The sequence below is a fragment of the Aeromonas sp. FDAARGOS 1403 genome, from assembly GCF_019047325.1.
In the GTDB taxonomy this organism is placed as follows: Bacteria; Pseudomonadota; Gammaproteobacteria; order Enterobacterales; family Aeromonadaceae; genus Aeromonas; species Aeromonas dhakensis.
In genome coordinates this window covers 4,385,935-4,397,975 of the sequence record NZ_CP077249.1, presented here as the reverse complement: position 1 = coordinate 4,397,975, position 12,041 = coordinate 4,385,935, and the positions used below count along the sequence as shown (strand labels likewise).

Below are 12,041 nucleotides of genomic sequence, written 5' to 3'. Positions count from 1 at the left end.
TTATTTGCCTCCGGTACGCAGACGGGGATCCAGGAAGACGTAGAGCACGTCGGCCAGGAAGTTGAAGCTGAGCATGGTGATGGTCATGATGAGCAGCTGCCCCTGAATGAGCGGGTAGTCGCGGGCCAGAATGCCCTGATAGAGGGTCAGGCCCAGGCCGGGATAGTTGAAGATCACCTCGGTGATGAGGGATCCGCCGATGACGAAACCGAGCGCCATGGAGAGGGCGGTGACACTCGGCAGGATGGCGTTGCGGGCGCCGTAGTTGAAGATCACCCGGTTGCTGGAGAGCCCCTTGGCCTTGGCCATGGTGATGTAGTCCTCGCCCAGCAGGTTGATCATGTTGTTGCGCATGGTGATGAGAAAGCCCCCCACCTGCACCATGGCCAGGGTGCCCACCGGCATGATGGCGTGGGTCAGGATGCTCTTGATGTGCTCCCAGCCCCAGTCGGGGGTGATCTCCGGGCTGTAGGCGTAGCCGATGGGCAGCCACTCCAGGCTCACCCCGAACAGGAAGAGCGCCAGCAGCGAGATGACCACAGGCGGAATGGCCTGCATCACCAGAGTGAGCGGGGAGAGGATGCTGTCGAGACGACCGCCCCGGTGCCAGGCGGCGAAGATGCCGACGATGGAACCGATGGAGAAGCTCAGAATGGTGGAAGTTCCCACCAGAAACAGGGTCCAGCCGATGGCGCGGCCGAGCACGTCGGCGACCGGTTGGGGGTAGTAGCGCACCGAGGTGCCGAGATCCCAGGTGAAGACGCTCTTCACATAGGTGAGAAACTGGGTGCCGATGGGGCCGTCCACGAAACCGAAGGTGGCCTTGAGGGCCTCCAGCGCGGCGGGTTCCATCATGGCGCCGGCCCGGGCAAACATGACGGAGACGGGGTCCCCCGGCATGGCTCTGGGCAGCAGGAAGTTGATGGTGGCGGCCACCAGAAAGGCGACCAGATAGAAGGAAAAGCGTCTCAGTATGAATCCCATGATGATACCTTTTACTGCTGGTCCGCCCCGCGCAGGGCATAGTTACCCCAACCCCGGCAGAGCCGGGAGATAAGGGGAATGGGCGGGGAAGAGGGCCCCCCGCAGGGGGCCGGGATTGATTAGCTGTTCGGCTTGAGTGACAACACGTGCAGCAGACGCTCCGGGGTGTCCGGGTGAACCTGCGGCTTGGCGACCGGGTTGTCGGCACTGAACCAGCCGTGGAAACGCTTGGTGCTGTATTCGTACCAGGTCGGGTTGTTGAATACCGGGATGATGGTCTGGTTGGCACCGACCCTGTCCTGGATCTCGAACATGATCTCCTTCTGCTTGGCGGCATCGGCGGTCTGGGTAAAGTCGTCGATCAGCTTGTCCAGCGCCGGATCCTTGTAGCGGGGCGCCGCAAAGCGGTTGCCGCGCTCACCCATGTTGCGGGAGTGGAAGGCGGTCTCGAAGTACTTGTGCGGGTTGGCACCGGCAAAGTAACCCTGCAGGGCGACGTCGAAGTCACCGGTGATCAGGTTTTCGGTCCAGACGGTGGCTTCCGGGGTGGCTGTCTTGGCGTTCAGGCCCAGTGCCTGCAGCCCTTCCACGCCGATCTGGGCGGTGTTGACCCAGTCGGTCCAGCCGTTCGGTACCAGCACCTTGAACTCGATCTTCTGGCAGGTGGGGGTGTCGAGGAACTTGTCGCCGTCACAATCCTTGTAGCCGGCCTGTTTCAGCAGGGCCTTGGCGCCTTCCAGATCGAACTTGTTGTACTTGCCGTACTTCTTGTCCACTTCCGGGTTGTTCCAGGAGTCGAACGCCTTGCCCAGACCTGACGGGTACTCGTTGACGGTCGGGTAGCCGTAGCCCGCGATGTCCACCATGGACTGGCGGTCCATCGCCATGGAGAAGGCGCGGCGGAAGTTGACGTCGTTGAAGGCTTCGTGGTTGCCCGGTTTCTTGGCCTGGAAGTTGACGTTGAACGCCACCGTGCCGGAGGCCGGGAACCAGTATTTGTTGTTCTTCGGATCGTTGCCGACGTAGAGGCGCTCGATGTCCGGCACGAAGGAGCCGAACCAGTCCACGTCACCTTTCATCACCGCGGCCAATACCTGGTCGTTGGTGGCCATCTGCGGCATGCGCAGGCAGTCGATGGAGAGGTTGGCGTTGTCCCAGTAGTGCGGGTTGCGGCACTGGGTGTAGAGCTGGGCGGAGAAGTTGTCCACTTCGGTGAAGGGACCGGTGCCGACCGGCTTGTCGTTGGTGAAGGCGACCGGGTCTTTCACCGATTTCCACTGATGCTCCGGTACGATGGGCACCAGCACCAGGTCGTTCACCACGTTGGTGTTGACGTCGGTCAGGTCGAACTTGATCTTGTTGGGAGCCAGCTTCTCGACGCTCTTGATCTGGGTCCAGATTGAGCGCTCGTCCAGCGCCTTGTTGGCCTTGACCAGGTTGAAGGAGAAGAGGACGTCATCGGCGGTAAAGGGCTGACCGTCCGACCACTTCACTCCGTCACGCAGATCGAAGGTGACGGACTTGAGGTCCTTGCTGAACTCGAAGTGGGTGGCCAGACGATAGACGGGCTTGCCGCCCTGCATATCGTTGAAGATCACCAGGGGTTCATAGATGAAGTGACGGGTGGTGTGCAGCAGACCAGCCTGCAGGAAGGGGTTGAAGTTCTTGACCCACGCGGTTTCCTGTTGTGCGACCAGGGTCAGCACCGTCTTGTTGTCGGCCGCCATGGCGTTGCCGGCTGCGCCGGCAAGCATCATGGTGCCCAGCATTACAGCAGTAGAGATTTTGGATACTTTGGCAAGCATATTATTTCCTTTCTTATTTATATTCCTTGTTTGGATTTGAGCACCGACTTCGCATGCTGGGGAGGTCGGCCCTCAATGTTGGTCAGGTTTTTCACCCTTGTAGTTGTGTCATCCAACGTCCCTAGCAAAGCAGAGTTAACAGGAAAACAACAACTGTTCAGATCGTCGATATCGTAAAAATCGGTGCTATCACGTCAATTTCGTCAAAATGGCTTTTAACTCGATTTAAATCATGAGGTTATGTTAATTGCTCTGACGTAATAAGTCCCCGTCAATCTGCCTCTCATGACAATTGTGTGAATTGGATCGGCTCTCGTTTTGACGTGGGGAGCGGGCTTAATTTTGCACAAAAAAAAACCGCCCCGCCAAGTGTGAGCCAGGGCTCAGATTGGAGATGGGGGCGGGGAGGGGATGCGCTAGCTCTTGCGGGTGGCGAGCTGGCGCAGGGTCTGGGCGCTGTGGTGCAACTGCTGGCGCTGGGCCTCGTTGAGCGGGCCGTGGCTGAGCACGTATTCGGCGGTGGCGACCACCGTCTTCCAGCGCGGCGCCTTGGGCAGGGTGTCCAGGCTCAGGTACTTGTCGAGGGTGCGGGTCTGCGGGCTGGAGCGGTCCATGTAGACCCGCCACAGCTTGCTCTTCTCGGCCAGCACTATCTTGCCCTTGCCGGTGCTCTGCTGCCAGGCATCCAGGGTGAGCCGCATGGTGTCCACCAGGGCGCGGCGCAATGGCTCGTCATCCTGCTGGCGGATGAGATCGTCGGCGAGCGAACGGAACTCCCCGCCCAGCCGGCTCAGCTCGCCCAGCAGCTGGCCATCCTCGATGATGGCCTGGCGCGACAGGCTCTTGAGGGCGTTCTCCAGCGCCATCACCCGGTTTTCGTCGGGCCGCGACTCTGTGCTGAGGGCCAGCGCATAGGCGGCCTGCCCCCCCAGACTGATGGGCAGGGCGCGGGCGTTGAGCTCGTCCCGCTGGCCCGCCACCAGAAATGCCAGCGACTGCTCCTGGCCGGCCTGCAGCCCGGGCCACTGGCTGGCCAGCGGACTGGCCAGCCAGTCGTCCAGCGGCTGTCCCTCCATGGCTTCCGGCTCCTGGCCCAGCAGGCGAGCCAGCACCCGGGAGGCGAACAGCACCGTGCCCTGACCATCGATGAACACCATGGGATCGGCCCCCTCGCCGAGCAGGACCAGCAGCCGCTGCTGATCCTGATGCAGCTGCTCCTGCAGCACCAGCCGGTGCTCTATCTCCTGCTTGAGCAAGCGGTTCTCCACCAGAGAGGCGCGCCCGGCGTTCGCCTCCAGCAGGGCCCTGACCCGGGCGAACAGCTCCTCCTTGCAGAAGGGTTTCACCAGGTAGTCGTTGGCGCCGGCGTTGAAACCCTCCTCGATATCCTTGGGCTGGTTGAGGGCGGTGAGCAGCAGTACCGGCAGCTTCTCCTTGGGATGCTGCTCCCGCAACCGGCGGCAGACGTCGAAGCCGGAGAGGGTCGGCATCATCACGTCCAGCAGGATGAGGTCGACCGGCTCCTGGGCCAGCTTGGCCAGCGCGTCGTGGCCGTCGCTGCTGGGCAGGATGCGGTAGCCGCAGGGCTGCAGCAGGTGGCGCAGTATGTGCAAATTGATGGGCTCGTCGTCCACCACCAGGATGAGAGGCGCATCCTCGGGCGGCGGGGGGAGGTCATCGCTCTCCCAGTCGGGCAGGGCGAGCGGCTGCTGGCGCACCAGCTGATGCTCTATCTGGCGGCTGTCAAGGGTCAGACTGCCCGCCTTGCCGCTGGCGAGCGGCAGGGTGAAGGCGAAGGTGGAGCCGACGCTCGGCTCGCTCTCCACGAACAGCTCGCCCCCCATCAGGTGCACCAGCTGGCGGGTGATGGAGAGGCCGAGGCCGGCCCCCTGCTTGCTCACCTCCGGGCTCATCTGCACCAGCGGCTCGAAGATGTGCTCCAGGTGATCCCTGGCGATGCCGATGCCGGTGTCGGTCACCCGGATGTGCAGGAAGTTGCCCTCCACCAGGGCGCTCAGCACCACCTTGCCCTGTGGCGTGTACTTGATGGCGTTGCCCACCAGGTTGTAGAGCACCTGTTCGAGCCGCTGCTCGTCCGCCAGCACAGGCGGCAGCTCGGCCGGGGTTTTGTCCACCAGAGTCAGGGGTTTGGCCTGCACCAGGTGCTGGCAGAGATCCAGCACCAGCCGGATGACCCCCTTGGAGGAGACAGGCTGGGGGTGGATCTCCAGCTGGCCGTAGCGCATCTGGTGGTAGTCCAGCAGATCGTCCACCAGCCGCGCCAGGCCGTCGGCACTCTTGATGATGAGCCCCAGCTGTTTCTGCTGCCCTTCGGTCAAGTCCTGCTGGCTGGCGAGCATGGACTCGGCCATTCCCTTGATGCCGTGAATGGGGGTGCGCAGCTCGTGGGAGGTGTTGGCCAGCAGTTCATCCTTGAGCTTGTCCGCCTGCTGCAGGCTGAGGTTCTGCTTGTGGGTCAGCTTGACCTGCTGCTGCAGCTCCTGGGTCTGCCGCTCGATGAGCTCGATCTTGTCCTTCACCGAGCGCTGCATGTGGCGAAACGCCTGGGCGAGCCGGTCGATGTCGTCATCGGTGCGGGCGATGGCGATGGGGTGATCCAGGGCGCCATCGGCCACCTGCTCCGCGGCGGCGGTGAGAGAGCGCAGCGGCGCCGTGATGGAGTGGGAGAGCCAGCGGGAGAAGAGGATCAGCAGCAGCAATGAGCCGGCCCCCAGCAAGATCACCAGGGTCTCCAGCTGGCGGATGGGGCGATAGGCCTCGCTGGTGGAGATCTCAGCGATGAAGGCCCACTCGGTGTCGAACACCTTCACCTGGGTGTAGGCGGCCAGCACCTCGTCCTCGTGGTAGGAGCGAAACAGCCCGACCCCCTGCTCGCCGGAGAGCGCCTTGACCACCAGCGGTGTCTGCAGCGGCCGGAAGTTGGGGCTGAAGCTGTTCTCCACGCTGAACTCGGGGGCCAGCCAGGCGTTGGCGCGCATCCGCTTGTCCGGGCCGATGAGGATGGTCTCGCCGGTTGCACCGAGCCCCTCCCGCTCTGCCATGATCTGGTTGAGCTTGTCCGGCAGCAGCTCGAAGATCACCACGCCGCGCACATAGTCGTACTGCATCACGGGGGCGGCCATGTAGGCGACCACCTGGCCGGTCAGCTCGTTGCGGCCAAAATCGGTGAACTCGAAGATCTGTTGTGGCTTCTGGCCGCCGTCGAGGCGCCGTTTGATCTTGGCGAAGGTCTGGCCCAGACCACTCGATTGGTAGGGGCCGGAGAGCAGGTTGGTGGCGAAGTTGGCACGCTTGGTGACCGAATAGACCACGTCGCCGTTGAGGTCGATCAGGAAGATGTCGCTGTAGTTGGACTTGCGCACCATGTCGGCGTAGCCGCGATGAAAGCGCTGATGCACCCGGCCATACATCTCGTCCGCCAGGATCAGGGCACTGATGGAGGGCTCGATGTCGGGGGTGTTGTCAGGCTTTTGCAACTGATCCCAGGAGCCCGGCACATAGCGGGCCTGGGCGCGGGCGCGAGCCTCCTGCGGTGTGGTGCCGAGTTTCTCGAAGGCGCCGGTGAAGCCGTAGAAGCGACCGATACTGTTGCCGGCAAAATCCTGCTGGGAAAAGTTGATGATCTGCTGCTTGAGGTTGCCGAAGTAATCTTCCAGCTGGCTCTTCTTGATGTTGCGAACGGAAACCAGATGGTTGGAGGTCTGGGTGGTGAGATCCTTGCCGTGGCTATAGAGGAAAAACAGGGTGACAACCAGGAAGGGCACCATGGCCAGCATAAAAAATGCCAGCATCAGCTGCGGCCTGAGTCCACGAGGCTTGAAGATCCATTTCATCGGGAGATTTTCAATTGAGAATCCGGTTACTAACCGCCGCAAGTCTCTGATTAAAGGCTAATCATTTCAATGACTTTATCTTGAATTCGCCTGCTGGGTCACAGCCTGGCGCGTTTTTTTTGGGCAAGCCGTCTAAACCCTGAGCAAACAGCACGAGAAAGGGCTAGAAGTGAGAAAAAAGGGTTGTGCCTCTGCTCGGGGTACGTATAATGCGCCTCGTTGTCAGGCAACTGGCACACAAGCAGTAATGCGGGAATAGCTCAGTTGGTAGAGCACGACCTTGCCAAGGTCGGGGTCGCGAGTTCGAGTCTCGTTTCCCGCTCCAATTTCTCCATGGCACCAATCATGGATATCACTTTCAAGGCAATGCCTTGTCAGCATGGCGCGTTAGCAAAGCGGTTATGCAGCGGATTGCAAATCCGTTTAGTCCGGTTCGACTCCGGAACGTGCCTCCATCTTCTCCCTGTCTGAATTTTCCGATATCGACCGTTTCGTGCGGCGTTTTGTCGTATCAGTATCCCTGCTGCAGCAACAACTGTTCGCAACCCTGCTGCTGCCACTCCCGTTCCAGATAGCGGTTTACCTGTGTCAGGTCCTGTCCCCGGTACTGAAACTGCACTTCGGCCGAGTGTTCGGTCACATCCATCATCTTCTGTTTCAACTGACCGCACTGCCACAGGCTGACGGTGGGGGCCCCCTTGTAGGCCAGGGTGATGCTGTCGTCCCGGTTGAGCTGCCAGTCCTGCCATTCTGACCAGATCAGCAGGCCCAGGATCCCTATGATCGCCATTTCTGCGGGTTTCATCGCCTTGACTCCATGTTGACTACCAACTCATTAAATCTGGTCAAACACGGCCGCTTTGCCAGCTTTTGTTGCCTGTAAGTTAATGGATGTAACCCAATTTCACTTTGTGGCTTTTCAGGGCATTTTTTGCGAAAAAATGGGATTCCTGGTGTAGTAATCCTACAAATTGTGGAGTAATCTTTGCTCAGTGGTCTTACCAGTGAGGAGTGCTATCATGTTTCATCCCTATTCCTTTACTCAGATAATTCTTCGTCGCCTCTATGTGCTGCTGGTGGGTATGCTGGCCTTCCCCGTGATGCTGTTTCGCAGCGACCGGGCCCGTTTCTACAGCTATCTGCACCGGATCTGGAGCAAAACCAGCACCAAACCGGTATGGCTCAAGATGAGCGAGCGCGGCGAGCGGATCTTCTACTGAGGTCCCGGCTTGATGACAAAAGAGACAGCTTCGGCTGTCTCTTTTGCATTTATGGCCCCTGGCCGCGCAAATTGCATTCAACAGGGAGAAATGAGGTCTGTATGGCGCCCTATGCGTCAGGTTTTGTCTTGCACGATGAGGGCGGGTGGCGCCGCGGTACAATCCGGCCCGCGGGATCCCGGGTAGAGTGGCGACTCATTGAACCGAGGAGCTTTTTATATGTCCGATATTTTCAAGGCCGCCTTCATCTTCGTTGCACCGGGGGCGGATCCCGCCCGCCACGCCAGCTGGGTCAAGACGGAGAAAGTTCATGTGAAGACGATCTCCGTGCCCGACTATCAGGGAGGCCGTGAACTGCTCGACGAGCTATATCGGGAGGGGATCAGGGCGGTGGAGCTGTGTGCCGGATTTGGTCACCTGGGGGTCGCCGCCATGGTGGAGGCGGCTTCGGGGCGCATGGAGATAGGCGTGGTGCGCTTCGATCGCCATCCCTGTCTCGACCATGTCAGCGGTGATACCCTCTTCCTGTCCGCCTCCGAACCGAGCCAGTGAGCAATATCGCCTCCCATCATGATGCAGTGCCGTAAATTTCAGCCCGCTCCCGATCTGGCGCCCTGGCTGGCGCAAGGTTGGGAGTGGCGCCTTTGTCACTCCCTGCCGATGCCTGAGATGTTCCCCGGCACCGGGGCCGAGATCCTGTTCAATCTGGGGGCTTCCCTCACCATCACGATCCTCTCGTCAGCAGACGCGCCCCGCAGCGTCACCGTGGCCACGGGGGCGGCCGTGTTGCTCTGCCCGCGCCATGCCCACCTGCGCTTTGCCGCCCATGGCCAGATTCATCTGCTGGGGCTGCGGCTGCGCTCTTCGGCCTGTTTCGATCTGTTTGGCGTGCCGCTCGAGCAGTTGAGCGATCGGGTGCTGCCCCTCGATGAGCTGGGGATTGTCTGCCCCGACCCGCAGTGGTTGATGCAGGAGGGGGCAGGGGCGCTGGGCGCCTGGTTGCGCCGGCAGGTAGCGAGTTGTCCGCCGCGGGATCTTGCGCTGGTACGAGCGATAGAGCGGCTCTATTACGGCACACCGGCAATCGAGTTGCAGCAGCAACTGGGGATGAGCACACGCACCTTCCAGCGGCGATTGCGCAGCCATCTCGGGGTAGATGCCCGCTATTTTCTGCGTACCGCCCGCTTTCAAAGGGCGCTGCGCCAGCTGCTGTCGGGTGCCCCGTCGCTCGATGCCCTGCTGGAACAGGGCTATTGCGATCAGCCCCATTTCATCAAGAGCTGTCACTTCTTTACCGGGCGCTCGCCCGGGCAACTGCTCACCCCTGAGCACCGGCGCCTCAACCACTACAGCCCGCAGATAAACCGGCCGGTCGGATCGCTCTGACGGCTCAGCCCGCTCGGCGCTTTTCTGTTCATCTCGCCTTGCGACCAGCTCGCCTCTCGCCGCAGCGCGCTGGTGAAAATGTGCCGGCAAACCCGCGTCGGGATGGTCGGGGAGGCGAACCGGTTACCCCGTCACCGCCATGCCATCGTCTCTGTCGCCGTCTTGATGTCAATGCCAAGGGGCCGAGAGCATCATGAAAACTCCTTTTAAAACAGCACACTACTAATTGTGTTTTTTATAGATGTGCCGATTTTGCATTTTTTTTGAAATCATTTCGTCGCAGCGCCGGTTCTATGGAAGGCATCCGGTCGCGAATGATCGGGCACACTACACACAATCAGAAGGAACAGAGAATGAACGTTAAAAAGAGCACTGCCATCGCCTCCGCCATGACCGGTCTGCTGGCCCTCGGCGCCCAGTTCATTGCCGCCCCGGCCATGGCTGCCGACGAGAAGGAGAAGTGCTACGGCGTGGTGAAGGCGAGCAAGAACGACTGTGCGACCAAGACCAACTCCTGCGCCGGCACCGCCAAGATGGATGCCCAGGGCGACGCCTTCGTGGTGGTGCCCAAGGGTCTGTGCGAGAAGCTGGCCGGCGGTTCGCTGCAACCCAAGTAAGGCTGGGCGCCACGGTGTTGTGCACCGTGGCCCTCTTTTGATGGCCAACCGCGAGTCTTTGCGATGAACCCCTTGATTGGTATTGGATTGCGAACCCCCCATTACGACGAGATGCTGCGTACCCTGCCGGCCGTCGGCTGGCTGGAGGTGCACAGCGAGAATTACTTCGAACGGCACAGCCGGGGTTTTCAGGTATTGAGCGAGCTGGCCCGGCACTATCCGGTCAGCCTGCACGGGGTCGGCATGTCCCTGGGGTCGGCCGATGGGCTCGACCTTGCTCACCTTGCCAGCCTCTCGGCCCTGGCCGGCGCCATCAAGCCGGTGCGCATCTCGGAGCACCTCAGCTGGGGCAGCATCGGGGGGCGCCACTTCAACGATCTGCTGCCGGTGCCCTATACCCGGGAGGCCCTGCTCACCATGAGCGACAAGATCATGCAGGTGCAGGATGCACTCGGCTGCCGGCTGCTGATCGAGAACCCCTCTTCTTACCTGCAACTGGCGGGAGAGATGCCGGAGTGGGAGTTTCTGGCCGAGCTGCAACGGCGCAGCGAGTGCGGCATCCTGCTCGATCTCAACAACCTTTACGTCAGTGCCTTCAACCACGGCTTTGCGTGCCGTGACTATCTGGCTGCCATCGACATCGCCACCGTGGGTGAAATCCACCTGGCCGGTTTTACCGACAAGTCCCTGCCGCAGGGGCACCTCTATATCGATACCCACAGCGCGCCGGTGAGCGAGCCGGTCTGGGCCCTCTATGCCGAGATCTGCCGCCAGCGCGCCATCCCCACCCTGATCGAGTGGGATCTCGAGATACCGCCGCTCCCCGTGCTGTTGGCGGAGGCCGAGCGTGCGAGCTCCCTGCTGGATGCCGCCATGGCTGCCCATCCTGCGTCGGAGGCCACCCATGTCTGAGCTGGCCCACCGGCAGCAGCAGTTTGCCGAGGGGTTGCTTGGCCAGAGCGAGGCCATTCTGCCCCACGTCCATTCCCGCCTCTTCCCGGCCGATGCCGTGCTGCAGGTCTATCGCAACCACTTCATCCTGAGCCTTGGCGAGGTGCTGGCGGGCAGTTACCCGGCGGTCAAGGTCATGGTGGGGGAGGCGTTTTTCGACGCCGCGGCGCGCGGCTTTGTACTGGCGGAGCCCCTCTGCGAAGGGAGCGTGATGCACTACGGCGCAGGCTTTGGCGACTGGCTCGCCGGGCTGCCCACCACCGCCGAACTGCCCTGGCTGGGGGAGCTTGCCCGTTTCGAGTGGGCACTGGAGCGCACCAGCCTGCTGGCCCCCGAGGTGCGCCACTGGCCGGCCGAGCGGGTGGCGGCCCTGCCGCCAGCGGCCTGGCAGACGCTGGTGCTGATCCCGGCCTGTGATCTGCTTCTGTTCGACAGCCTTCGCCCGGTGGAGGCCCTCTGGCAGATGGCTCTGCACCAGGGTGAGGCGGTGCACGATCTGGCGGCCCCCGCCTGGCTCGCCCTCAAGAAACAGCCCGATTGTCGGGTATTGCCGCTGCGCCTGAGCGAGGGGGAGTGGCACCTGCTGGATGGCTGCCGCCAGGGCATCGCCCTGTCGACCCTGCTGGCGCAAGATGCGCAGGCTGCAGAGTCTCTGACCCGCCTCGTCACCCTGGGCCTGCTGGTCGATGTGACCTCAACGCTGGAGTAAATTCGATGACAAACCACAAGTTCCCCCTGATGCAGCAACGGGGGCCGGCCGCCCCCTGGTGGCTGAGCGGTGCCCTGTTGCTGCTGGCCAGATGCTGGGTGGCGGCGGTCTTCTTGCGCTCCGGCTGGCTCAAGCTGAGCGCCTGGGACAGCACCCTCTACCTGTTCGAGTTCGAGTATCGGGTGCCCCTGCTGCCCTGGCAGTGGGCAGCCTGGCTGGGGACGGCCACCGAGTTGCTGCTGCCGGTGCTGCTGCTGCTTGGGCTCTTCACCCGACCGGTCGCCGCCCTGCTGTTTGCCTTCAACATCATGGCGGTGCTCTCCTATCCCGCCCTCTGGGCCGGCGGCTTTTACGATCACCAGTTGTGGGGCTGGATGCTGCTGACCCTGGCGGTGTGGGGGGCGGGGCCGCTGGCCCTGGATCAGTGGCGCCTTGTCAGGCGGGGATGAAGCCGCCACACTGGCACTCTCATCAGGCACCCTGCGGGGTGCCTGTTCATTTCATCACAAGGAGGA

Annotated in this window: 11 protein-coding genes and 2 tRNA genes; 9 read left to right on the top strand and 4 right to left on the bottom strand. The window is 61.9% G+C overall.

Features of this window, described 5'->3' with window-relative positions; translation table 11 throughout:
- The 3 genes from I6L33_RS20060 to I6L33_RS20050 form a co-directional block, all read right to left on the bottom strand.
- Entirely contained in the window at window positions 1–984 is a 984-nt protein-coding gene (locus tag I6L33_RS20060) for an ABC transporter permease (protein ID WP_005303257.1), read from the bottom strand.
- A 119-nt stretch (window positions 985–1,103) separates the two neighbouring features.
- Window positions 1,104–2,789: an ABC transporter substrate-binding protein gene (locus I6L33_RS20055; protein WP_005303255.1), complete on the bottom strand. Its 1,686-nt coding sequence runs from the start codon at window positions 2,787–2,789 to the stop codon at window positions 1,104–1,106.
- 416 nt (window positions 2,790–3,205) lie between these two features.
- The gene (locus tag I6L33_RS20050) at window positions 3,206–6,643 is read right to left on the bottom strand and encodes an ATP-binding protein (protein ID WP_216973207.1); all 3,438 of its coding nucleotides are present in this window, start codon (window positions 6,641–6,643) and stop codon (window positions 3,206–3,208) included.
- A 249-nt stretch (window positions 6,644–6,892) separates the two neighbouring features.
- Here I6L33_RS20050 and I6L33_RS20045 point away from each other — a divergent pair.
- Together I6L33_RS20045 and I6L33_RS20040 are read left to right on the top strand one after the other, a co-directional pair.
- Window positions 6,893–6,968, top strand: a tRNA-Gly gene (locus I6L33_RS20045).
- 56 nt (window positions 6,969–7,024) lie between these two features.
- Window positions 7,025–7,098, top strand: a tRNA-Cys gene (locus I6L33_RS20040).
- A gap of 56 nt (window positions 7,099–7,154) precedes the next feature.
- Here the strand turns inward: I6L33_RS20040 and I6L33_RS20035 are convergent.
- The gene (locus I6L33_RS20035) at window positions 7,155–7,448 is read right to left on the bottom strand and encodes a hypothetical protein (RefSeq protein WP_010633270.1); all 294 of its coding nucleotides are present in this window, start codon (window positions 7,446–7,448) and stop codon (window positions 7,155–7,157) included.
- A 214-nt stretch (window positions 7,449–7,662) separates the two neighbouring features.
- Here I6L33_RS20035 and I6L33_RS20030 point away from each other — a divergent pair, with 214 nt between their 5' ends.
- The 7 genes from I6L33_RS20030 (at window position 7,663) to I6L33_RS20000 (ending at window position 11,975) form a co-directional block, all read left to right on the top strand.
- Complete coding sequence (locus I6L33_RS20030) at window positions 7,663–7,863, top strand: YbfA family protein (protein WP_216973206.1); 201 nt, start codon at window positions 7,663–7,665, stop codon at window positions 7,861–7,863.
- Window positions 7,864–8,082: 219 nt separating this feature from the next.
- Window positions 8,083–8,415 (top strand): DUF6506 family protein, encoded by a 333-nt coding sequence (locus I6L33_RS20025; RefSeq protein WP_216973205.1) that lies wholly within the window; start codon window positions 8,083–8,085, stop codon window positions 8,413–8,415.
- Between the two features lie 18 nt (window positions 8,416–8,433).
- Window positions 8,434–9,249, top strand: coding sequence for a helix-turn-helix domain-containing protein (locus tag I6L33_RS20020; RefSeq protein ID WP_216973204.1), 816 nt, complete (start codon window positions 8,434–8,436; stop codon window positions 9,247–9,249).
- A gap of 353 nt (window positions 9,250–9,602) precedes the next feature.
- The gene (locus I6L33_RS20015; protein ID WP_005303242.1) at window positions 9,603–9,866 is read left to right on the top strand and encodes a DUF2282 domain-containing protein; all 264 of its coding nucleotides are present in this window, start codon (window positions 9,603–9,605) and stop codon (window positions 9,864–9,866) included.
- A 63-nt stretch (window positions 9,867–9,929) separates the two neighbouring features.
- Complete coding sequence (locus tag I6L33_RS20010) at window positions 9,930–10,778, top strand: DUF692 domain-containing protein (RefSeq protein WP_024941847.1); 849 nt, start codon at window positions 9,930–9,932, stop codon at window positions 10,776–10,778.
- Window positions 10,771–11,526, top strand: a complete 756-nt coding sequence (locus tag I6L33_RS20005; protein ID WP_216973203.1) for a DNA-binding domain-containing protein — start codon at window positions 10,771–10,773, stop codon at window positions 11,524–11,526. The genes I6L33_RS20010 and I6L33_RS20005 overlap by 8 nt, the downstream gene beginning before the upstream one ends.
- Before the next feature lie 5 nt (window positions 11,527–11,531).
- Window positions 11,532–11,975, top strand: a complete 444-nt coding sequence (locus tag I6L33_RS20000; protein ID WP_017781950.1) for a DoxX family protein — start codon at window positions 11,532–11,534, stop codon at window positions 11,973–11,975.
- Window positions 11,976–12,041: the final 66 nt, after the last annotated feature.

Bases quoted from the DNA above. Each gene is read 5' to 3' on its own strand.
- I6L33_RS20060 (WP_005303257.1), bottom strand. From the start codon at position 984: ATGGGATTCATACTGAGACGCTTTTCCTTCTATCTGGTCGCCTTTCTG.
- I6L33_RS20055 (WP_005303255.1), bottom strand. From the start codon at position 2,789: ATGCTTGCCAAAGTATCCAAAATCTCTACTGCTGTAATGCTGGGCACC.
- I6L33_RS20050 (WP_216973207.1), bottom strand. From the start codon at position 6,643: ATGAAATGGATCTTCAAGCCTCGTGGACTCAGGCCGCAGCTGATGCTG.
- I6L33_RS20035 (WP_010633270.1), bottom strand. From the start codon at position 7,448: ATGAAACCCGCAGAAATGGCGATCATAGGGATCCTGGGCCTGCTGATC.
- I6L33_RS20030 (WP_216973206.1), top strand. From the start codon at position 7,663: ATGTTTCATCCCTATTCCTTTACTCAGATAATTCTTCGTCGCCTCTAT.
- I6L33_RS20025 (WP_216973205.1), top strand. From the start codon at position 8,083: ATGTCCGATATTTTCAAGGCCGCCTTCATCTTCGTTGCACCGGGGGCG.
- I6L33_RS20020 (WP_216973204.1), top strand. From the start codon at position 8,434: ATGATGCAGTGCCGTAAATTTCAGCCCGCTCCCGATCTGGCGCCCTGG.
- I6L33_RS20015 (WP_005303242.1), top strand. From the start codon at position 9,603: ATGAACGTTAAAAAGAGCACTGCCATCGCCTCCGCCATGACCGGTCTG.
- I6L33_RS20010 (WP_024941847.1), top strand. From the start codon at position 9,930: ATGAACCCCTTGATTGGTATTGGATTGCGAACCCCCCATTACGACGAG.
- I6L33_RS20005 (WP_216973203.1), top strand. From the start codon at position 10,771: ATGTCTGAGCTGGCCCACCGGCAGCAGCAGTTTGCCGAGGGGTTGCTT.
- I6L33_RS20000 (WP_017781950.1), top strand. From the start codon at position 11,532: ATGACAAACCACAAGTTCCCCCTGATGCAGCAACGGGGGCCGGCCGCC.